Annotated in this window: 18 protein-coding genes, 1 tRNA gene and 1 pseudogene; 12 read left to right on the top strand and 8 right to left on the bottom strand. The window is 64.0% G+C overall.

What is annotated here, in order from left to right; all coding sequences use genetic code 11:
• The 12 genes and pseudogenes from RTW82_RS16025 to RTW82_RS15970 all read left to right on the top strand — a co-directional run.
• Positions 1-400: pseudogene (locus RTW82_RS16025) on the top strand (hypothetical protein); the annotation flags it as partial.
• A gap of 87 nt (positions 401-487) precedes the next feature.
• Positions 488-724, top strand: a complete 237-nt coding sequence (locus RTW82_RS16020) for a hypothetical protein (RefSeq protein WP_316925692.1) — start codon at positions 488-490, stop codon at positions 722-724.
• Positions 725-805: 81 nt separating this feature from the next.
• Positions 806-1,291: a hypothetical protein gene (locus RTW82_RS16015; protein WP_316925691.1), complete on the top strand. Its 486-nt coding sequence runs from the start codon at positions 806-808 to the stop codon at positions 1,289-1,291.
• Positions 1,292-1,336: 45 nt separating this feature from the next.
• On the top strand, positions 1,337-1,807 hold the full coding sequence (locus tag RTW82_RS16010; RefSeq protein WP_300936777.1) for a hypothetical protein: 471 nt from the start codon (positions 1,337-1,339) through the stop codon (positions 1,805-1,807).
• A gap of 236 nt (positions 1,808-2,043) precedes the next feature.
• On the top strand, positions 2,044-5,337 hold the full coding sequence (locus RTW82_RS16005; protein WP_316925690.1) for a phage tail tape measure protein: 3,294 nt from the start codon (positions 2,044-2,046) through the stop codon (positions 5,335-5,337).
• A 9-nt stretch (positions 5,338-5,346) separates the two neighbouring features.
• Positions 5,347-5,853: a hypothetical protein gene (locus RTW82_RS16000; protein ID WP_316925689.1), complete on the top strand. Its 507-nt coding sequence runs from the start codon at positions 5,347-5,349 to the stop codon at positions 5,851-5,853.
• Positions 5,853-7,613 carry a hypothetical protein gene (locus RTW82_RS15995; RefSeq protein WP_316925688.1) on the top strand — a complete coding sequence of 587 codons (1,761 nt, stop codon included), beginning with the start codon at positions 5,853-5,855 and terminating at the stop codon, positions 7,611-7,613. Before RTW82_RS16000 ends, RTW82_RS15995 begins: the two co-directional genes overlap by 1 nt.
• The gene (locus tag RTW82_RS15990; protein WP_316925687.1) at positions 7,614-8,021 is read left to right on the top strand and encodes a hypothetical protein; all 408 of its coding nucleotides are present in this window, start codon (positions 7,614-7,616) and stop codon (positions 8,019-8,021) included.
• A complete protein-coding gene (locus tag RTW82_RS15985) occupies positions 8,018-9,391 on the top strand; it encodes a hypothetical protein (RefSeq protein ID WP_316925686.1) in 1,374 nt (457 codons plus the stop codon). Before RTW82_RS15990 ends, RTW82_RS15985 begins: the two co-directional genes overlap by 4 nt.
• Positions 9,391-10,344 (top strand): hypothetical protein, encoded by a 954-nt coding sequence (locus RTW82_RS15980; protein WP_316925685.1) that lies wholly within the window; start codon positions 9,391-9,393, stop codon positions 10,342-10,344. Before RTW82_RS15985 ends, RTW82_RS15980 begins: the two co-directional genes overlap by 1 nt.
• A 1,989-nt stretch (positions 10,345-12,333) precedes the next feature.
• Positions 12,334-12,573: a hypothetical protein gene (locus tag RTW82_RS15975; RefSeq protein ID WP_316925684.1), complete on the top strand. Its 240-nt coding sequence runs from the start codon at positions 12,334-12,336 to the stop codon at positions 12,571-12,573.
• A 978-nt stretch (positions 12,574-13,551) separates the two neighbouring features.
• Complete coding sequence (locus RTW82_RS15970; RefSeq protein ID WP_316925683.1) at positions 13,552-14,070, top strand: lysis system i-spanin subunit Rz; 519 nt, start codon at positions 13,552-13,554, stop codon at positions 14,068-14,070.
• A 3-nt stretch (positions 14,071-14,073) separates the two neighbouring features.
• On the opposite strand, the gene RTW82_RS15965 is transcribed toward RTW82_RS15970, so the two are convergent.
• From RTW82_RS15965 to RTW82_RS15930, 8 genes are all read right to left on the bottom strand, one after another.
• Positions 14,074-14,730, bottom strand: a complete 657-nt coding sequence (locus RTW82_RS15965; protein WP_316925682.1) for a phosphoribosyltransferase — start codon at positions 14,728-14,730, stop codon at positions 14,074-14,076.
• Positions 14,702-15,619: a DNA-processing protein DprA gene (locus RTW82_RS15960; protein WP_316925681.1), complete on the bottom strand. Its 918-nt coding sequence runs from the start codon at positions 15,617-15,619 to the stop codon at positions 14,702-14,704. The genes RTW82_RS15965 and RTW82_RS15960 overlap by 29 nt, the downstream gene beginning before the upstream one ends.
• A gap of 269 nt (positions 15,620-15,888) precedes the next feature.
• Positions 15,889-15,964 (bottom strand) — tRNA-Thr (locus RTW82_RS15955).
• 238 nt (positions 15,965-16,202) lie between these two features.
• A complete protein-coding gene (locus RTW82_RS15950) occupies positions 16,203-17,459 on the bottom strand; it encodes a methyltransferase (RefSeq protein WP_316925680.1) in 1,257 nt (418 codons plus the stop codon).
• A gap of 69 nt (positions 17,460-17,528) precedes the next feature.
• On the bottom strand, positions 17,529-18,218 hold the full coding sequence (locus RTW82_RS15945) for an ABC transporter permease (protein WP_043240510.1): 690 nt from the start codon (positions 18,216-18,218) through the stop codon (positions 17,529-17,531).
• On the bottom strand, positions 18,215-18,910 hold the full coding sequence (locus tag RTW82_RS15940; RefSeq protein WP_043240512.1) for an ABC transporter permease: 696 nt from the start codon (positions 18,908-18,910) through the stop codon (positions 18,215-18,217). Before RTW82_RS15940 ends, RTW82_RS15945 begins: the two co-directional genes overlap by 4 nt.
• Positions 18,911-18,965: 55 nt before the next feature.
• Complete coding sequence (locus RTW82_RS15935) at positions 18,966-19,718, bottom strand: ABC transporter substrate-binding protein (RefSeq protein WP_021218649.1); 753 nt, start codon at positions 19,716-19,718, stop codon at positions 18,966-18,968.
• Between the two features lie 17 nt (positions 19,719-19,735).
• On the bottom strand, positions 19,736-20,509 hold the full coding sequence (locus tag RTW82_RS15930; RefSeq protein ID WP_021218650.1) for an ABC transporter ATP-binding protein: 774 nt from the start codon (positions 20,507-20,509) through the stop codon (positions 19,736-19,738).
• Positions 20,510-20,682: the final 173 nt, after the last annotated feature.

Genomic DNA, 20,682 nt, shown 5'->3' with positions numbered 1-20,682 from the left:
CGACTTCGACGAGTTCGACGACTGGGTCATGACCGGCTCTGGTATCGAGGTCGTGGCCGGCGGTGCGCTGGAGACTGCCATCAAGGCTTCCCCGTCCGGCACGCCGTACAAGGTCAGCGTCGATTACAGCTCCGCCGCGGTGGACGTGATCGAGGCCCTGACCAACAGCGGCAAGACCTTCGAGTTCCTCTTCGAGGGCGAGAACGCCGCCGGCACCCAGAAGCGCGTCGAGGCTCGCTTCTTCCAGTGCCGCCTCAACCTGGCCACCACTATGGACTGGATCAACACCGAGGACTTCGGCGGCTTCGAGGCTACGGCCAAGGTGCTGCGCGATACCACCAAGGTGGGCGCTGGCACCTCGAAGTACTTCCGCATCAAGAAGGAGCTCCCGGCGACCTGATCGGCGCCATGGCCCATGGATGGGCCCACCCCTCATATTCAGGAGATGCCCTGATAGTTCAGGGCATCTCAATGCAGGAGGCACATCATGCCGGTCGAGATGCATTTACCACCTTCACGCGCGACGCTCATGCAGGTAATCCACGTTTCGGCAGTGCGCGGCGATGGAACCCCGAGCAATCCGGAGCGAAGCATCGACCTGTACTTCCGCACAGACGGCGAGCTCCTGGCTTGCTACGACCCCATCAACGGCCCGGCGGACATCTTCGGCCGCAACGGGTACGGCTACACCCCGAAGGTGACCGAGGAAGCACAGATAGGCTAGATTCCCTCCGATGAGATGTGCTCAAACCTGAGCGCATCTGATGGTCCAGAACTGGATCATCTGCAGAACGGAGGGCCCGACATGGCCAAGGAAAGACCAGCGAACCACATCAACCCGGTATTCACCCTGGCTGTGCTGCTGATCGGTATCCCTCTCTTCCTGTGGTGGAAGATGAGCACGCCGGATGCTGTTTCAGGTCCAGCGCCGGAAGCGGCGACCGATGAGGCCGCGCAGGTAGCTTTTGTCCCCGGCCCTCCTGAAGAGAGGTGGCCGAACCTGAGCGACGCCGAATGGCGAGAGGTTCAGAGGGCGGGCTACAGCAAACGCGTTTCATTCAACGGCATTTTCAAGGGCATGACTTTCGATGACCTTCGCGAATACCAGGTTTGGAAGCACCCCGAGTCAGTCGGTGAACTGAAAGACGACGGAACGCAGGTTCTTTTCTACCGCGCCGGGTTTGCTGGCGAGCAAATCCAACTGGTCTTCAAAAGTGGCTACCTGGAAAAGGTTGGCTGTGATCCGGAGTGCCGCGTGAGTGACCTGGTCCGACAAAGGCTCGGACTATGAACGACAACTAAACCCGCTTCGGCGGGTTTTTTATTGGAGCTGCAAATGCCCGCCCCTGAGCAAGAAAGCACTTTCTCCCAGTTTCTAGGCGAGCCGATTCCGGTACCGATCCGCGCCCCCGGGTTCATGATCTACCTGATCGAGGTCGCTCAGGTTGGTGAGGTCTCGCGCCTCATCGCCGGCATGCGGGACGAGTTCGATGTGGTTGCTACCGAGCTTGACGCGTCCAGAAAGGCAGGCGCCGACACGGCCGCCATGTTCGAGCGCGCCCTTGAGCGCGTCGACATCCTCGACCTCATCGAGCGGCACAAGCCGGAACTGTATGCGCTGACCGCGCTGTTCACCCGTCGCCCCATCGAGGATGTTTCTCGGCTGGGCCTGGACGACTTCCTCGGTCTGCTGCTGGCTATCGTCGAAGTGAACCTCGATTTTTTCTACCTGCGCCTGCGTCCCCAGCTTCGGGCGAACCTGGTTCGCCTGGCCGCAGCGATTTCTTTGAAGCAGCCCAGCGCCTGATCGGCCACGGGCATAGCCGCGCCGACATCCTGAAAATGACCCTGCCGCAGCTACGCGGCCACCTCCGCGCGATCAGGTCCCAGGAGCGTCAGAACGACCGAATGCTCTTGTACATCACCCGCGCCGCCGGCGCAGTGCCGGAAGACTTCAAGGAATTCCTGAAGTCCCTCTAACCCACCCCACTCTGTCGAGACAGATGCATCCAAACCTGGATGCATCTTCCTTAGGGCTTCCCAATGAACAACGACGTCTCCATCGGAATCGTCATCGGCGGAGCCGTGACCGCCGCCCTTAGAAACAGCATCAAGGACGTCAACAAGAGCGTCGAGCAGCTCGGCAAGGAGCTCGAGGAGACCGGGAAGAAGCGGCAGCTGGTGGATGGCCTGGAGCGCATGCAGGCGGCGGCGAAGGCCACCTCGAGCGAGTTCTTCGCCAACAAGAAGCGCGTCGAGGACCTGAAGAAGGCCATCGCCGCAGCTGGCCAGCCGGTGAAGTCGTTCGAACAGGATCTCGCCCGCTCGCAGCGAGCCCTCGAAAAGAGCAAGCGCTCCCTGGATGCCCAGACCAAGCAGCTCGCCGCATACCGCGCACAGGTCAAGGGCGCCGGCATCGACGTCAAGAACCTGACCGGCGAGCAGCAGCGCTTGGCTGATCAGCAGGCCAGGCTGCAGCGAGTCCAGCAGGCGAACCAGCGCTCTGAGAACGCGAACTCCCGGCGAGACGCGGTGCGTGGAGAGCGGCTGGGATTTGTCGGCGAAGCAGTTTCGGTTGGACTTGCAATTCAGCAGGCCGTGAAGCCCGCCGTAGACCTCGAGAACGCCCTTAAAGGGGTTGAGGCAAGGGTCGACTTCAGCACGCCAACCGGGCTTGCCGATCTTCAGAAAGAGCTTGAGGCGCTTTCTGAGAAGACCGGGATCGCGCAATCGGAGCTGCTGGAGACAGCTGCCCTTGGCGGCCAACTCGGCGTAGCAAGCGAAAAGCTCAGTGGGTTTGTGCAGCAAGCCACCCAGGTTGGCGTCGCTTTCCAGATGAGCACCACGGAGGCCGCGAGCAGCATTTCGACGCTGTCGACCGTTCTTTCTATTCCGATCGATCAGACTGGCAAGCTTCTCGACGCTGTCAATCAGTTGGCCAACAACAGCCAGGCTAGCGAAGCGCAGATCCTGGATGTTCTCGGGCGTGTTGGTGGTATCGGTAAGCAATTCGGCCTGGTCGACACCCAGATCGCCGCCCTGGCTTCAACGTTCCTTTCTCTGGGCAAGAGCCCAGAAGTTGCGTCCACAGGCATCAACGCCCTACTCAACAAGCTGCAGACCGCCGGCGTGCAGACTGATGAGTTCCAGACCGAGTTGAAGAACTTGGTGGGGGATGTGGATGCATTCACGCGCAGCATGGATGAGGATGCTCAAGGCGCCCTAGACAACTTCCTGACCCAACTCGGGAAGCTCGACACGCGCGGCCGCGCGGAAGCGATCACCGTCCTTTTCGGGCAGGAGTACGCCGACGACATCAGCCAGCTCGCGGGCGCGATGGGAGAATACCGAAAGCAACTAGCATCCGTCGCGAAGGAGACTGCCTATGCAGGAAGTGTCCAGCGTGAGTTTCAGCGCTACAACACTGGCGCGGCAGTAGAGGTTCGGAAGGCATCCACTGCAATAAACAACGCCTTCGCGGAGCTGGGCGAGGCGGCGCTTCCGGTTATCACCAAGGTCGCCAAGCAGATCTCGGAGCTGGCGAAGTGGCTGAAGAGCACCGGCGAGACCGGCCAGACGGCCCTGATGGGGATCATCTACCTGCTGGGCGGTGGCCTACTGTTCAAGGGCATCCGCCTCCTTGGGCGCCTGCTGATCACTGAGGTCGGCGCCGCCTTCGCCACGATCGACAAGGTGGCCACCCGGGTCTTCGGCCAGAACATGCTGGCGCTTGCGACGCGAGGCTTCGGCGGCATCGCCACGGCTGCGCAGAAGGCTTCGTCCATCGCCGTGGCAGCGCTTGGCACGATTCCGCCGGCCGCCGCCACGGCGTTGCGGGCGCTGTCGGTCATCGGCTCGTTCTGGGCTGGCTGGGAGTTCGGCACCTACCTGCGCAAGCAGTTCCTGTTCGTGGAGCAGGCCGGCATTGCCCTGGCCTCGGGGCTGCACACCACGTTCGTGCAGATCAAGGGCTTCGCAGAGTCTCAGTTCGAGGCCCTGAAGTTCCTGATGACCAACCCGCTGGACTACGTGCGGACCAAGTTCGCGGGCTTTGCTCGGGACCTGGGTGTGGTGATTGGCACCATTCCTCAGTACGGCCAGGCCGCCGCCAAGGCGCTTCAGCTCGCCGCTGACACGATCACGCCCAAGAACTCCGACACCAAGGAGTACGAGAAACGGCAGAAGGAGATCCAGGACCGCACCGACGCCGAGGTCAAAACGATCAAGGACGGCTACTTCGAGCAGTTCGAGCTGGCGAAGCTGAACTTCGAGAACACCAAGGCCGCGAACGACGAGACCGGCGAGTCTCACGAGAAGCTCGCCGCCACCGTCAAGCAGACCCAGGCGGAGATGACCAAGGACGCCGAGGCCGGCACCAACCAGCGGATCCAGAACGCCGCCAAGGAAACCGCCGCGCAGAAGAAGGCGAAGAAGGAACAGGAGGCCCTGCTGAAGGGCATCCAGGACCGGACCAAGAACATCGCCGGCGAGAAGAACCAGGAGAAGGAACCGACCTTCAACCAGGCCAGCGACCTGACGGTGAAGGCGCGGCAGTCGCTGCAGAGCAAGGACTACGTCCAGGCGCTGAAGTACGCCGACCAGGCCACCCAGGTGCTGGAGGATTTGCAGAAGGCCGGGGACAAGAACACCCTTGCCCTTGCCGGCCAGGCCAAGGCCGCCCAGAAGATCGCCGAGGAGGCTTACGCCGCCATCGGTACCTCGGGCAAGGATGGTATCGACAAGGTCAAGGAGGTGGCGGTCACGCCTGTTCTTGACCCCGAGGCGACCACCCAGGCCCAGGCCCAGGTTTCGGCTCTGGCCGAGACGCTGAAGGCGAACCTGGTGATTCCCATCACCACCGTCCTCGGCGCCTCCGGAACTGGCGGTCAGTCGGTGTATCAGGAAGGAAACAGCTTCTCCCAGTTTCCTCAGCAGGGTTTCGCCGCCGGCGGCTTCACTGGCTTCGGCGGCCGTTATCAGCCGGCCGGGATCGTCCACCGCGGCGAGTACGTCCTGCCTCAGCCTGTTGTCAGCGAGCCCGGCGCCGTCGCTGTCCTGGGTGCCATGCGGCGCCACGGCGTCGCTGCGGTGCTTGACCAGGTTCGCAAGGGCTGGGGTGGCTACGACATCGGCGGCTTGGTCGGCGATACGTCGCGGATCACCCCTTCGCTCAGTCAGCCGGCGCTGACCAGTGCTGACAGGGCGATCCCTGAGCTTGGCAGTATCACGATCGTGGAGAGCGACGGGCAGAAGATCCCCGCCTTCATGCGCCCTGACGACTTCGAGAAGCGCCTCCGTGATGAGCGCCGCAAGCGCGGCAGATCCTCCACCCGATAAGGACCAACCATGATCCCGGACGTCATGCTCGGCGGTATCCCGCTGAAGGGCTGGAGCGGGCCTGTGTCGCAGGAGTATTCGCCGATTGGCGGATCGACTGTGGTGCGCCGCTCCGGCGGTGCGGCGGTGAAGATGCAGCACTGGCGGAAGATGAGCGTCAGCCTGCGTGGCAGCGGCTGGATGGGCCCGGGGCTTTCGGCCTTGGACTTCAGCCAGCCGCTGGAGCTGCGCTGCACGAAGCAGCTCTCTATCAGCACCACTTCGCTCACCGGCTCCATCGTCGGTACTGCGCGCCCCGACAAGGCGCCCTGGGCACTGGCGCTGGTCGGCCGCGAATGGATGGAAACGCCTGTCGCCATGACCGGCAACGCCTTCACCATCACCGAAGTACCGGGCGCCACCCTCTATCAGGTCTGCTGGATGCCGCAATTCACGGTGTTCTGCGAACCGCCGCCGGAGTCCATGGACCCGCAGGCCAACACCCACGACTGGACCATCACCGCCGAGGAAGTCTGATGCAACTGAATGGCTCGCCGATCAACGGGGCTCCGCTGAACGGCGGCCTTGCTGTGGGCGCTCCACCGGCGCCGGTGACGATTGATCCTGTGGTGTCGGTGCTGTGGTCGGTTCGGCTGATGCTCAACGGTGTGGACTCCAGCCACCTGCTGGCGGGGTCCATCAGCATCCAGAGGGAGGAGGGCGCTCGCTGCATTGCCGACTTCGACCTGCAGTTCCTGGGCGAGGCGGTGAACCCGGCCAGCTACCAGGGCCAGAAGGTGGAGCTGTCCTTCATGGTCTGGAACGGTTCGGGCTGGGATATGGCGCTTTGCTTCCGGGGGCAGATCACGGGGCCGCAGTTCAACCTGCAAACCCGGGTGCTGTCCTGCGAGTGCAGTGACCGCCTCAACGAGATCGTCGAGGCCATGGACGTGGCCGGCATCGACGCCATCACCGGCGGCCTGTGGTCGGCGGACGTGTTCGAAGAGGTGGAAGGGCGCTCGCGCTGGGACTACGCCGCCGAGCGCATGAGCACCCGGCCGGCGAGCCTGCAGCTCAGCCTGGAGGGCGCCCTGCAGGTGACCGAGTGGGCCCCGACTCCTGAGCCGCACTTCATCGTTCCGGCCGGGGCGGTGCTGTTCGAGTCCATCGAGTGGATACCGGTGGAGCTGAGCGAGCGGATCAACGTCGTGGAGATCGAGGGCGACTACCGGTTCCCTCGGCTGCGTGAGCGCCACCAGCCCTTCTTCTGGGAGCATCCGTCCTGGGTAGGCCTGACCGTCATCGACGGCTTCTGCTTCAACCACCGCGAGGACGGAACCGAGCTGCCTGATATCGCCATGGTCACTCAGGCCAGCGAGACGGCCGGCTACCAGGCCATCATCAACGTCGTTTGGGAACGGCTTCCGCCAACTGGCTCGGGGGCTCTGTGTGACCCGCCGTCGGGATGGACAAACCCCTACCCTGACCTGCTGGTGCGTGCCACCTGGGACAGCGCCATGCGCTGGGTCCAGCCGGTGACGGAGCAGTACAAGCTGCGCATCGAGGCGCCGGCCAGCGTGACCCAGGCGGGCGAGGTTATCGACCGGGAGCGGGTGGCGATCGAGACCGAGAGCGACCGCGCCGACTCTTTCGAGGATGCGACCTTCACCGGTCCGGACGCAGATGCAGTGCAGGACGCCCTGGGCGACTGGGTGGTGGACATTCGCGAGGATGAGAGACGGGCCCAGGCCCTGAGCTGCCTGATGCACGTCGGGAGGGTCAGAATCCTCGGCGCCCACCGTGGCAACCGGTTCGCCTACCAGCTCCCCACGGCGGACTGCCTGGCTATTCGCCTGGAGCACACCGGACGGGTAGAGGACGTGATCCTGGGGCGCAACATCGTCTGCCAGGCTCGGATGTTCAGCATCGCGCACCAGTGGGACCTGGACAGCGGCTCGGCCATCACCTCGATTCAGTTCGCGGTGAGCCAGGGCGGCGGTGATGACACCGACCCGCTCACCGTGCCAGGCGCCCCGGCCAGTACGCCATCCGGCGATATGCCGGTGCTGATCCAGCTGCCGACCCAGCTCTCCGGCCACGTCGACAGCCCGCCCTACGACGAGGACCTGCTTGGCTTCTCCGGCAACTACACCAACTACAACTCGACACAGGACAAGTTCGAGAGGCGCTTCGACCTGGAAGCGCCGGAACAGCCTGCCGACCACCGAGACGAGTACGAGGTGGAGCAGGCGCAGACCTACCGAGTCGCTGTGCCGAACGACCTTCTGGAGCTGTAAATGACCCTTGCCCAAGAACGCGCCGCTATCCGCGCGGGGGTGAGCTCGTCCCGAGCGAGCTCGCTGAAGCGCGACCTGAACAGCCTTGAAACCAGCCGGCGCCGCACGCAGGAACTCAACACGCTCGAGCGCAAGGGACTGCGCCCGGCGACCCGGGGGCGCGGCGTGTGGGTTGAGCCGGCTGCTACCGGCGGAACAGGGGAAGGCGTTGCCTGGCCCCTGACCGAACAGACCAAGGTGGATGGCGACGGCGACACGGTGCCGGACCGCACCTACTACGCCGACCTGGTGCTGACCACCAGCGAAGGGATTTTCACCTTGGAGATTCCGCCGGTGCACATCATGAAGTTCCGCGACGCGGACAACGTGGCGGATCACCAGGTGATCCTGGCGGAGCCGAAGCGATGATCAACATCGGAGGCGTCCCTACCGACAAGGTCAACGTGTGGGGCTGGTGCTGGCATGGACTGATCCGACCGGCCGACAACCCGAGCCAGGGTGAGATCGTGCTGCCCAACGGCCAGACCAAGGAGCACCCTCTCACCGGCAGCACGAACTACCGCATCTACGTGCCCGGCACGCCCGCAGTGGTGCGCACGCCGGAACAGGCGGCCGAGGACGAGGCAGCAGGGCGGCAATGGTGGAACGAGGCGATCCTGAGCGGCACGGCGCTCTACGGGCAGGGCCTGGGCGGCTGGCTCTACTGCTCGCCGGACGGCACGCGCTGGGTCATCGACCTCGATGGTGCGCAGGCAAAGCGCATGGGCGAGTTCGGCAAGCCCCCACAGACCAAGACGATCAGCGTCACGTGGCCAGTGGACAACGGGCAGAGTACTCCGAGCCTGGACTTCGGGGAGGGCGAGGCTCCGGTGTTCCAGTGGCCGGTGCCGATCGACATCAGCAGCGATGGCCGCAAAGCGATCCTGATGCTGTACATGCGCGACGTGGCCTACGGCCCGCTGGAGCGGCCCATGCCGGTGGGGTTCCTGCTGGTGGAGGTCACCGGCGGCGCTACTACGCCGTTCGCCGCCAACATCACCGTGCTATACACCCGGGCCGAGACGCTGGGCACCTCGGGCTACTCCTCCGACCTGGTGGTGGAGCACGACGGCACTGGCAACCCCATCTCGGCGAACGGCACGGAGACGCGGGAGATCATCGACCGGATCTGGGCGGCCTGGTTCAACGAGTCCGGCCTACCAATTCCGTGCCTGCTGTACCGGCGCGAGGAGGCTGAGCAGCACATGACCGTCGACGGCGGCACGAAGCGCTCGAGGTTCCTCTGGCAATTGAAGGTCGACAGCACGCTGGCCTGCGAGGCTGACCTGGCCAGCCTGTTCAACGAGTCGCCGCCGGGCACGGTGACGGCATCGGGCACCCTCAACGGGGAGACGATCTACAGCCAGACCTTCTCCGGCGAGGAGTCGCCGGTGGATGCTGTGGGGCCGCTGACCCTGCGCGAACGCCTGATGCCCCGCGACTCCATCGGCGGCGTCCTGGCCGGGGATAACTCGGACATCGTCGTCTACAGCAACAACCTGGTGGGCCTGTACGTGCGCCTGCAGGAGACCGGTTCTGCGCAGCCCGAGCACCGCTACATCGGCGCGGCCTGCCCCACGACGCCGCTCGCGCCGCTGCTGATGAACGAGAACCACCAGGGGGCGATCGTCACGTTCCCCGACCGGAACCGCCTGTATGGGCCCAGGCCCTACTGCGCCTGGAACCCTGTAACTCACATCGCCTCCGCCCTGTCGGCGGGGATCGTAGGATGGATCTGATGGCCAAACCCCTGTTTGTGAACAACTGGGCGGCGACCTTGCAGGCCGAGTTGGCCAGCGGCGCCACCAGCATGACGATCGAGACCGACCGCGCCGCGCTGCTGAGCGGCATGACCGGTGGCGACTACTACATCGCGACCCTGGTGGGCGTCGATGTGGCGGGCCAGGAAAACGCCTGGGAGATCGTGAAGATCACCGCCAACGCATCGGGCGTGCTGACCATCGCCCGCGCCCAGGAAGGGACTGCTGCCAGGCTCTGGCCGCCCGGCACGGTCGTGAGCGGCCGCGTKACKGCTGGSCTGCTCGCTCWGCTCCGYGACKCCGGCGGKGGCACGGGGCCTGGCGGCGGCATCGAGGACGTGAAYGACGATGGCCGCCWCCACCTGCGGCGCTTCGAGGARTGGGTCAGCGTTCCGGTGTTCGAGATCCCGGAGGACGCCTGGACCGACACCGTCCCGGTGAGCTTCACGAACTCGACGCAGTTCCTGACCGCGAACACGGTCTACCTCGTGCCGTTCGTGCCKCCCCAYGACATGACCGTCRACCAGGTGTCGATGATCATCACCACSGCGGCGGCCTCCAGCKYSATCASSATGWMGATCTACGAGTCGGATGCAGCGGGRTGGCCAGGCGYCGGCRTGTCYGGCGCCTTGGGTAGCGTTTCGGCTGCCGCCACGGGCCAGGCCACCGTGACCCTRGATGTTCCKGCGGTCYTGGCTGGWGGKCGCCGCTACTGGCTGGCCGCYCACCCGAACGGCTCYCCGWTCGTTCGCGCSGCCTCGGTGGGRACTCCWGTGATGGGCGTTTCMKCWGACGGCAACAGCCGCTACACGCTGYTGCARCGGTCCATCAGCTGGTCCACCGGCGCGCCCGAYACCTGGGAATTCCTGCGCTCTGACCTGGCCGCCGCCAACCCGCCGCTYTTCCGCCTGCACCGCGCCGCCGGCGCCTGACACCCCTGACACAAGGAGTAGCCAGCATGACGCCGGCCCGCCTAGACCTGCCCATCATTCCGGGCGCCACCCTGCAGCAGCCGCTCCTGCTSATGCAGCCGACCTACACCTACAAGACGATCACGGMGATYCARCMGASCGCGCCKCTGMRSATGACGGTGCCYGGCCACGGCCTKCCCGGGGAGTGGATGACCTGGTGCGAGGGCATCCAGCARGGCCAGGGCCTGAACCTGGACAAGGCMACCWCCGTKGGYCGYATGACCCGYGTSRTCGAYGCCGACACGGTCGAGTTCAACGACATCAACGGSCTGYMGCTGARGGCSWSYGGYGGCGTGCTGGTCTTCCAGYTGCCGGTGGACCTCACYGGCATAGTGCCCCGAGTCGAGATCCGTGGGGAGGGCGCAGATCCGATCGTGCTCACGYTGGGCGCYGGGCTGACCGTAACCGGCCTGGGCCAGCTGATGATGGTGCTMACMCCYGAGCAGACCKCCKCYATCACCTGGACRCGCGGCGAGTGGGAYCTGGACCTCRCCTACACCGAYGGWCGCGTGGAGCGCTGGCTGCGYGGCGARGTGGTCGTCAGCAGCGGGGGAGGGTGCTGCCATGGCTGACAACCCGCCCGCAGTAGTGGTGGCGCAGCCGGTTGTGATCKTCACCGAGCCCAGGCGAGCGCCAGCCGCCGTCGTGGCCACCGGGCCGCAAGGSCCATCCGGSCGTGACGGCGCCCCGGGYGGWACGACCTTCCAATGGGATCAGACCATCGCCCTGGCGGTGTGGACSGTCCCYCACAACCTKCAGCGCTTCCCCAGCGTCACCGTMGTYGACYMCSYCGGCMRCMRRGTMGAGCCSGACRTCACCTACATCGACSASRACATCGTYCAGATCAYCCACGGGCGGCCSSAGAYCGGCMGCGCSTAYTTCAACTAGGAGCAMYCCATGAARYWRACSAACMYGCTYGACSYSRRCGGYTTCMRSSYSAYCRMCCTCGCSGAYGSKGTRARYCCSCAGGAYGCRGTYACCMRSKCSCAACTSGAYGCSGCARTCCAGGGSTWYKCCTGGAARRCKCCSGTSCGCGCGGCCACCACGGCGAACATCACGCTGTCCGGYRCCCAGACMATTGACGGYGTSRSCSTKGTKGCCGGYGACCGMGTGCTGGTGAAGAACCAGWCSRCCGSMTCGGGYAACGGCATCTACSTSGCKGCCTCCGGCWSCTGGACCCGYTCYACCGAYWTSGAYACYGCCGCCGAGRYGCTGGGCGCYGCTGTKTTCGTSAGCGAAGGCRCSACCCAGGGCAACCAGSTCTGGCTGATGACCACCGATGCCCCGATCACCRTMGGCACCACYGCCMTSGTSTGGRMSCAGGTCGGMGSCGGYWCKAGCTACACCGCMGGSAMYGGCATCWMSATCWCMGGYGGYGTCATCGCSGTCGAYACCTCSGTYRYWSCYCGCAAGRYSTCSGCMACCATCGGYGAYGGCACGGCCACKACSATCACCGTCACCCACAACCTGAAYACCCARGACGTGRYGGTRAGCGTGCGCGAAACCGCAACCAATGCCGGYGTGATCACGGACTGGGTSGCCAACRSYSTCAACACCGTGCAGCTGACCTTCGGYACGGCCCCRACYTCYGGGCARTACCGSGCCACGGTGAYMGGCTRATGAAGCACGTCGGCAGGAGTACTGATCCCAAGGACATCGCGCGCCAGGATCAGGTGACCCCTATSCTGGTCCGYCAGACGATCTAYTCGACTGCTGGATCGTCSACCACCTGGACCCGTGCGGCCGGMACYACTCGCATTGAGGTCGAGGTCTGGGGAGGTGGCGCCGCTGGTGGCAACGGCGCCAACGGGGGCACCTCGTCGTTCGGCTCCATCAGTTGCACTGGCGGCCAGGCCGGCAGCGGAGGCTATGGCGGTGCCGGCGGAACGGCTTCCGGCGGGCAGTTGAACATGACCGGCGGAGCTGGTTCTGGGGTGGATGTCAATGGTTATGGCTCCCCTGGAGGATCAGCCCCTCGAGGCGGATCTGGTGGTCTCAGTCGAGCTGGCGGAGGAAGTGCGGGCGGGCAACCTGGAGGAGGAGGTGGGGCAGCCGCAAACGGCCTTCAATCTGGAGGTTCAGGTGCCTACGCGTTCTCTTCAATTGCGGCCCCAGCCTCTGCATCAGTGGTTGTTGGCTCAGGCGGGGCAACGTCCGGCGGGGGCAATGACGGCGGCGCTGGAATGGTGATCGTCAGGGAGTACCTGTCATGAGGGCCCGAATCGAGAACGGCATTGTCATGGAGACRGCCAGCTACGAYCCKTGGCCCGAGTTCAACCCGTCACTGCTCTGGGTGGAGTGCCCGGCCTGGGTGCAGCAGGGATGCCGCTACGAKGRCGGCRCATTCCACCAGCCCGCCSTGAACGAGGCMGAGGTGGTCGCCCGCCTCACSGCSGTGGTGCAGGCGCACATGGACGGCGTGGCGCGKCAGCGGAACTACGACAGCATCCTSAGCCTGTGCACCTACGCCACCAGCACCAACCCGCAGTTCCAGGCGGAGGGCCAGKCCGGSGTGGAGTGGCGGGACGCCTGCTGGGCGCTGGGYTACCAGCTGGTTGCCGACGTGAAGGCYGGCKCACCYGTSCCCACCGAGRCCGAGCTGCTYGCCATGCTCCCGCCGATGAACTGGCCRCCCCAGGCCGAACCTACCTGACAGCCCCGCCMMGYGCGGGGCTTCTTGTTTCTGGAGAACACCATGGATCTACAACAGGTCCGCCGGGAGATCATTGCCCCGGCGTTTTTGCTGMTGCCTGACCGCATGGCGGGCAAGAAGGCCGAGGTGATGCTGCTGGCCATCGGGYTGCAGGAGAGCCGCTTCMTCYACCGCCGRCAGATCAACGGGCCSGCGCGGAGCTTCTGGCAGGGGGAGAAGGGCGGCGGCATGGTCCAYGGCGTCCSGCGSCACRTSRSCACCATGCGRACCGCKGCGAAGGTSMTCGAGGCYCGGGGMGTRYCRCCKACYGAYGAYGCCRTYTAYGCSGCYATCGAGACCGACGACATCCTGGCCTGCGCCCTCGCGCGTCTGCTGCTTTACACCGACCCCAAAGCGCTGCCTGAGGTTGGTGATGCGCATTCGGCCTGGGAGCTTTACCTACGCCAGTGGCGCCCTGGCGTCCCGCGCCCCGAGACGTGGGCTGACTATTACCGCCAGGCGGTGGAGGCGGTGCAGTGACCGCCATACAGGTTCGCCTACTGGCGTTCGTGGTCGCCGGCGCCATAGCGGCCGCCGCCGGCGCGCTGGTGAACGGCTGGCGCTGGGAGGCGAAACTGGCCGCGGCCAACCAGGTGCACGCCGACGCCCTGGCCGAGATCGACCGCGCCACAGCGAGGAATCTGCAGGCGCATCAGGAACAGCAGGCGGACCTGCAGCGCCGCCTGGAGCTCACTGAACAACAGCACTACCAGGAGCTGTCACATGCCCAGGAGAACACTGATCGGCTGCGCGCTGATCTCGCTGCTGATCGCCAGCGGCTGCTCGTCAAGGTCCGAGGTCCGGCCAGTTGCAGTGGAGTGCCCGCCGCCCCCGGCGCCGCCGGCGTGGATGATGGAACCCAGTACGCCGAGCTTCACCCAGCGACTGCAGCAGATCTTGCCGCCCTCGCCGGAGATGCAGACCGCTGCGCCGTGAGGCTGAAGGGGTTGCAGGCGTGGGCGAAGGAACTCAGAGCTGGATCAGCGAGCCGTTAACAGCTAAGCCAGAAGGTCATCGATAGGATCGACTGGCCACTCGATAGGCGGGTGCACGGTTTTAGCCAAGAAAAGGCCATACACCTGCTGAACTCCCGGAACATCCTCTAGAAGCGATTTTGCAGCCGCAAAGCTTGCGCCCCTAGTTATTACATCATCAACGACAATAATCGTTGAGCGAATAGGTGGAATAAGAAGTTCCTGATTGATGCTGAGTGAAGCGGCGATATCACCGGGCTCCGAGCGCGGCCCAGAATGCTGGGCTTGTCGTGCAATTGTTTGCACTAGTAGTTCACGTACGTCTAAGCCGTTAGGTGTTTGCTTGGAGACGTAGCGCATCACCCTAGACATGCGATCATCGTAATCTGGGTGATCTGCAGGCTTAGAGCAAGGCATGGGCACAAAAGTAACCGTGCGCGAGCATGATTCGAGATTAAGACCAGTGGAGGTGAGTATTACCTTTCCCCAATAAACAACTGCCCTTGCCTTATGCTGAAGCTCATAGTCTGATGCGCTCGGCTTTTTCTTCAGGTTTAAGATTTGCCGATTTGTGTCACTGGCTTTATATCCCCCGCCTGAGGTGTATTCACCATAGTGGTAGCAGCGGTCAGTATCTGCCAGGAAGCGAAATTCAGAGGGGTTGAGGGCTGAGGCGCGCATGAAGTCGAAGCTCTTCCGTGATCTGCGATACGTTCTTTACTCGAATTGCGCCCAGCTTCTCGAATCGCGCAGGCCAAGTTAGATCAGGCCTTCTGAAGCAGCTTTCAAGGATAAATAGTTTCCTGCCCTGCGCGAGCGCAGCCCGCGCCTGAACGAGCGTACCTGAAGTGTTCCCAGCCTCAACTATGATTGTGGCCTGAGTTAGTGCCGACATCGTTACATTACGCGCGGGGAAGAATAGTCTGTTTGTTTTATAGTTCTGTTGACTGTATCGAATGAAAGGAACTTGGGATATAACGAGAAAGCGCTTGGCGATCTCTTCTTGAAGTTCCCTGTTCTCTTTCGGGTAATAGTCAAATAACGGGGTGCCGATCACTGCTATAGTTTTGCCGCCTGCCGCCATTGCTGCAGTATGAGCGGCAGTATCAATGCCTTTAGCAAGTCCCGAAACAATGGTGTAACCAGACTTCGACAGAGAATGCGCGATCCTGCCTGCGTTAAGCGCCCCCTCAGGGGAAGGTGACCGCGTGCCCACTATGGCAACCGAAGGAGTTTCGACCAGTTCCCAGTTGCCTTGGTAGTAGAGCAGCTCTACGGGATGGTCTGCATCCCTTAGCTTCTGCGGGTACTCTCCCGCACCGTTCACGCGAATGCCGATGGTCTTTAAGCGCTCCTCGCCCACCAGTTCCACAAGGCGATCCCACGTACGACGCAACTCGTGCTCGGGCACCAGTTCAGAGGGAATTGCCCCGGGGTTCGAACGGAACAAATCAGCCAAATTGGCAAACCACGCGCCCTGCCCCGACCACAGCGATTCGTACGCGCACATCTCGTCCATCGGGACGATAGGGGCGGAGCTGAAAATGCTGGCGATGTGGAAGCTATTCATAGGTGAGCAGTATGCAGAGTCTAGGCGCATTTCGACCTCATCCATTGAGTAATAGCGCGGCTCGGAGTGGGGGATCGTGCTTCGCATAACACTATATCTCGCATGAGCGAAATAGACGACTTTGGCTGGCTTGCTTGAGCCTCCTTGGGTCGCTGCGCCACGAAGCCGTGCTGGGGGCAATGTTCCAGCGAATAGGCTCAGTTGTACGCCAGATTGTACGTATTGCGGAAAAAACAAAGGCCTGCATCGCTGCAAGCCTTTGATTTATATGGTGCCGGCACCAGGAATCGAACCCGGGACCTACTGATTACAAGTCAGTTGCTCTACCAGCTGAGCTATACCGGCAAGGGGCGGCCATTATAGCGATTGGTTGAGCCGAGTAAACCACCTGTTGCTGCTGCTCAGAATCAGAATGCGCAGGCTTATGCACAAGTGAGTGGTTTTTGGCACGGAAGTACTCGTGAACTGTGATTCAGGTCGCGGAACCGCGTAACTGGCTGTTTTCTGGATGTTTTATTTTTTGATCAAAAAGCGATCAATTCTCAGCAAGCCTTGCCGGGGTGGGCGTTCGGGCAGTTGCTCATCATTCATCAACAAAGTTATCCACAGGTTCTGTGGGCAACTCGCTGCGCTCCGCGAGTAGCAAGAGGTTGCGGGGGGTGAGGTGGTGTTCGCAGAAGCGGCCGGCCTGCACCCGGTAGCCGCGTTCCTGAAGGAACAGGGCGCGGTCGAGCAGCAGCCAGATTTCCAGGGGGCGGCGGTAGAGGGCGCGCAGCAGCTCTAGGTTGCGAACCTGGGCGAGGCGTTGCCAGCCCTGGGCTTCCAGCCTGTCCCAGTCGCGCGATGCGGGTGCTGCCAGGTCCTTGAGCTGGGCGAGGTCGTGACAGTAGCGCTCGAAGGTTTTTTCCAGCCAGCTCACCGGTAACGAGGGTGTGGGCAGGTACTGGTCGAGGCCGCGTTGTTCCCGCTGCAGCAGGTCGAAGGCCAGGCGCCTGGCCATGGACTGGTCGCGTTGGCGGCGGACGCGCGCACCGGCGGTGACGGTTTCGCTCTGTACCAGGCGCAGGTCCCGCCGATCCGGGCGCAGGGTGGAGCGTTGCGCGGCGGTGGACAGGGGCTGGTAGTGCTGTTCTGTGATGCGGTTGTAGCAGCAGGGGGTGATGGCGAGTTGTCCACAGCCCTGGTCAGTGGCCAGTTGCAGCAGGCGGACGTGCAGGTCGCCGCAGGCATGCAGGGCGATGGCGGTGTGTTCGGGGCGCAGCTGCGTTGCCGCGTCGGTGGCCAGCACGTCTTGCAGGCGGTGCGAGGCCGCGAGACCGAGCCGGTCGCTGAGGCGTTGGCCGTCTTCCACCAGCAGCGGATCGAACTCCAGGCAGGTAAGTGCGGCGTTGGGGTGGGCCAAGGTGCGCCCAAGGTGGCCTTTGCCGGCGCACCAGTCGAGCCAGTGGCGGGGCGCCCGGCTGAATTGCAGGCTGCCGGCGAAGGCCTGAATCTGCTGCCATTTGCGGCCGGGCACGTCGAGGCAGAGGGCAGACGGCCACTGGCGCTCGGGGGCGTTATCGAATGCGCCGGTGTCGGCCAGCTTGTGGGAGCGAGCCGCCAGTTCGGGGAAGGGCGCGGGTGCATTGGGCAGGTGCAGCAGGCCATGGCTCGCTTCCGCCTGCTCCAGGCTGCGGCCGCGTAGCCAGCGGGCCAGTTCGGGCAGTTCGTCTTCCCAGCCCAGGCGCAACTCGGTGAAGGGTTCCGGGTGCCACAGCGGGTAGCCCTGGCTGAGGAACTCATCCAGCGCGGTGAAGCGTTCGAGCAGCATTGAGCCCTGAAGGGGGGCGGGGCTTGGCATGGCGAGGAAGGGGAAGATGGTCGGGCGCGCAGTATAACGCCGCCCCTCGTGGCGAGGGGCGGCGCTCGGTCAGCGGCCTTGGCAGGCGTCGACCCGTAGCCAGCGTTCCAGCAGGCGGAAGCCGCGCACCAGAAGGAAGGCGATCACCAGGTAGAACATGCCGGCGGCGAAGAAGATTTCGACCGGCAAGTAGGTGCGGGCAATGATGGTACGGGCCATGCCGGTGAGTTCCAGCAGGGTCACGGTGCTGGCCAGGGCGCTGGCCTTGAGCATCAGGATCACTTCGTTGCTGTAGGCCGGCAGGCCGATGCGCGCCGCGCGCGGCAGGATGATGTGCACCAGGGCCTTGAACTGCGACATGCCCAGGGCCCGCGCCGCTTCGATCTCGCCCGGCGGGATGGCCTGGATGGCGCCGCGGATGATCTCGGCGATATAGGCCGCCGTGTGCAGGGTCATGGTGATGACGGCACACCAGAACGGGTCGCGCAGGTAGGGCCAGAGCGGGCCCTTGCGCACCAGGTCGAACTGGGCGAGGCCGTAGTAGACGAGGAATAGCTGGACCAGCAGCGGCGTGCCGCGGAAGAAGAAGATGTAGCCGTAGGGCAGGGCGCGCACGTACCAGTGGCGCGAGGAGCGGGCGATGCCCATGGGCAGGGCGAGGATCAGCCCGGCGACCACGGCGATGGCTACCAGCTCCAGGGTCAGCAGCGCACCGTCACACAGGCGCGGCAGGTATTTGATGATGACTTCCCAGTTCATGCCGCGCTCCTTTTGAAGCCGCGTCCGGCGCGTTTTTCGAGCCAGTGCATGCCGATCATCGCGAGGATGGTCAGGCCCAGGTAGATGAAGGCCGCCACCATATAGAAGGTGAAGGGCTCCTTGCTGGCGGTCACGGCGATCTGCGAGCGACGCATGATTTCCTCGAGGCCGATCACCGAGACCAGCGCGGTGTCTTTCATCAGGATCATGAACAGGTTGCCGAGGCCGGGCAGGGCGATGCGCCACATCTGCGGGAGGATCAGGCGCATGAGGATGCGCGAGCCGGAAAGGCCCAGCGCCAGGCCGGCCTCACGGTGGCCCTTGGGGATCGCCAGGATGGCGCCGCGGAACACCTCGGTGGCATAGGCGCCGAAGCACAGGCCGAGGGCGATGGTGCCGGCGGCGAAGGCCGAGAGCTCCAGGCCGGGCACGCCGATCAGCTCGCCGATGGAGCGCATCAGGTTCACGGTGCCGAAATAGATCAGCAGGACCCACAGCAGCTCCGGCACACCGCGCACCAGGGTGGAGTAGGTTCCGCCAAGCCATTGCAGCGGCTTTTTGGGGGAAGTCTTGGCGAGTGCACCGAGCAGGCCCAGCACCAGACCGAGCGACAGCGCGGAAAGCGCCAGCTTGATGGTCATCAGGGTGCCGGCCGCCAGGGCGGGGCCGAATCCGTAGAGGTCGAGGTTCATCTGCAAGGCTACTGCTGGGGACCGGCGCCGCGTGTGCGGCGCCGGTCAGGCGGCATCAATAGATGCTGAAAGGGAAGTACTTGTCGTTGATCTTCTTATAGGTGCCGTCTGCGACGATTTCCTTCAGTGCGGCATTCAGCTTCTCGCGCAGCGGGTCGCCCTTGCGCACGGCGATGGCGATCTTGTCGTTGTCGAACACCGGCTCGCCCTTGAATTCGAAGCCTTTGCCCGCGTCGCTCTTCAGCCATTCCCAGTTGACGAACTTGTCGGCCAGGACGCCGTCGAGGCGGCCGGAGGACAGGTCCAGGTAGGCGTTTTCCTGGGTGTCATAGAGTTTGATGTCGACCACGTCGGCCATGTTGTCTTCGAGCCAGGTGCCGGCGATGGTGGCGCGCTGGGCACCGATGACCTTGCCTTTCAGGCTGGCCTTGTCGGTCTTGAAGTCAGCGTCCTTGGGAGCGATGAACTGCAGCTTGTTGGTGTAGTAGGCGTCGGTGAAGTCGACGGCCTGCTTGCGCTCCTCGGTGATCGACATGGACGCGGCGAGGAAGTCGAATTTCTTGGCGTTCAGGGCCGGGATGATGCCGTCCCAGTCGGAGGTGACCACTTCGCATTCGGCCTTCATCTTGGCGCAGAGGGCCTGGGCGATCTCGACGTCGAAGCCGCCGACCTGGCCGCTGGCGTCGATCAGGTTGAAGGGCGGGTAGGCGCCTTCGGTGCCGATCTTCAGTTTATCGGCGGCGACGGCACTGGTCCCGAAGGCCAGGGTGGCGGCAGCGGCCAGCAGGATCTTCTTGTAGTTCTTCATGCGATGTTGCTCCGTGTTTAGCGATTGCTGGACATGAATTGTTTACAGCGCGCCGAGGTCGGGTTGTCGAACACCTGCTGTGGCGGCCCCTGCTCTTCCACCAGGCCCTGGTGGAGGAACACCACCTCGCTGGAAACCTGGCGGGCGAAGTTCATCTCGTGGGTTACCAGCAGCATGGTCCTGCCTTCGTCGGCGAGCGCGCGGATCACGTTAAGCACTTCTTGTACCATCTCGGGGTCGAGCGCCGAGGTGGGTTCGTCGAACAGAATCACTTTAGGCTGCATCGCCAGAGTGCGCGCGATGGCTGCGCGCTGCTGCTGGCCACCGGAGAGCTGGGCGGGGTAGACGTGGCGCTTATCGGCGATGCCGACCTTGGCCAGCAGGGCCTCGGCAACTTCGGTGGCTTCTGCCCTGCTCTGGCCGAGCACGCGGCGCGGCGCCTCGATGATGTTGTCGAGGACCGTCATGTGCGGCCACAGGTTGAAGTTCTGGAACACGAAGCCGATTTCGCTGCGCAGGCGGTTGATCTGCTTGCCGTCGGCGGCGACCAGTTCGCCGGAGCGGGCGGGTTTCAGCTTGAGCTCTTCGCCAGCGACGATGATCTGGCCCTGGTGGGGGTTTTCCAGCAGGTTGATGCAACGCAGGAAGGTGGATTTTCCGGAGCCGGAAGAACCGAGGATGGAGATGACGTCACCATCACGGGCGGTAAGGGAGATGCCCTTGAGCACTTCAAGATCGCCGTAGCGTTTGTGCAGGTTGCGGATTTCTAGCGCGGGCGTGGCCTCGGCCATGGGGGTTCCTCTTATTGTTCGGATGCGCTCCGGCTGCGATCGGCCTTCCTGGCGAAGGAGGCCAACCTAGCATAGGCCCCAAGGGGCGCCAAGGGCGGTACTGGCACCGCGCCGGCTCGCTTGTGGGGCTTGTCGCATGGATGCAGCCGATTGTCGCGCAAACGCAAGAAAAG

Source organism: Pseudomonas sp. zfem005, assembly GCF_032621735.1.
In the GTDB taxonomy this organism is placed as follows: domain Bacteria; phylum Pseudomonadota; class Gammaproteobacteria; order Pseudomonadales; family Pseudomonadaceae; genus Metapseudomonas; species Metapseudomonas solani.
This window is presented reverse-complemented; position numbering and strand designations above follow the sequence as displayed.

Excerpts from the sequence above, each read along its gene's own strand:
- RTW82_RS16020 (WP_316925692.1), top strand. The coding sequence starts at position 488 with ATGCCGGTCGAGATGCATTTACCACCTTCACGCGCGACGCTCATGCAG.
- RTW82_RS15945 (WP_043240510.1), bottom strand. The coding sequence starts at position 18,218 with ATGAACTGGGAAGTCATCATCAAATACCTGCCGCGCCTGTGTGACGGT.
- RTW82_RS15965 (WP_316925682.1), bottom strand. The coding sequence starts at position 14,730 with ATGCGCGCCTCAGCCCTCAACCCCTCTGAATTTCGCTTCCTGGCAGAT.
- RTW82_RS16015 (WP_316925691.1), top strand. The coding sequence starts at position 806 with ATGGCCAAGGAAAGACCAGCGAACCACATCAACCCGGTATTCACCCTG.
- RTW82_RS15985 (WP_316925686.1), top strand. The coding sequence starts at position 8,018 with ATGATCAACATCGGAGGCGTCCCTACCGACAAGGTCAACGTGTGGGGC.
- RTW82_RS15975 (WP_316925684.1), top strand. The coding sequence starts at position 12,334 with ATGGCTCCCCTGGAGGATCAGCCCCTCGAGGCGGATCTGGTGGTCTCA.
- RTW82_RS15950 (WP_316925680.1), bottom strand. The coding sequence starts at position 17,459 with ATGCCAAGCCCCGCCCCCCTTCAGGGCTCAATGCTGCTCGAACGCTTC.
- RTW82_RS16000 (WP_316925689.1), top strand. The coding sequence starts at position 5,347 with ATGATCCCGGACGTCATGCTCGGCGGTATCCCGCTGAAGGGCTGGAGC.
- RTW82_RS15995 (WP_316925688.1), top strand. The coding sequence starts at position 5,853 with ATGCAACTGAATGGCTCGCCGATCAACGGGGCTCCGCTGAACGGCGGC.
- RTW82_RS16005 (WP_316925690.1), top strand. The coding sequence starts at position 2,044 with ATGAACAACGACGTCTCCATCGGAATCGTCATCGGCGGAGCCGTGACC.
- RTW82_RS16010 (WP_300936777.1), top strand. The coding sequence starts at position 1,337 with ATGCCCGCCCCTGAGCAAGAAAGCACTTTCTCCCAGTTTCTAGGCGAG.
- RTW82_RS15940 (WP_043240512.1), bottom strand. The coding sequence starts at position 18,910 with ATGAACCTCGACCTCTACGGATTCGGCCCCGCCCTGGCGGCCGGCACC.
- RTW82_RS15990 (WP_316925687.1), top strand. The coding sequence starts at position 7,614 with ATGACCCTTGCCCAAGAACGCGCCGCTATCCGCGCGGGGGTGAGCTCG.
- RTW82_RS15960 (WP_316925681.1), bottom strand. The coding sequence starts at position 15,619 with ATGAATAGCTTCCACATCGCCAGCATTTTCAGCTCCGCCCCTATCGTC.
- RTW82_RS15930 (WP_021218650.1), bottom strand. The coding sequence starts at position 20,509 with ATGGCCGAGGCCACGCCCGCGCTAGAAATCCGCAACCTGCACAAACGC.
- RTW82_RS15935 (WP_021218649.1), bottom strand. The coding sequence starts at position 19,718 with ATGAAGAACTACAAGAAGATCCTGCTGGCCGCTGCCGCCACCCTGGCC.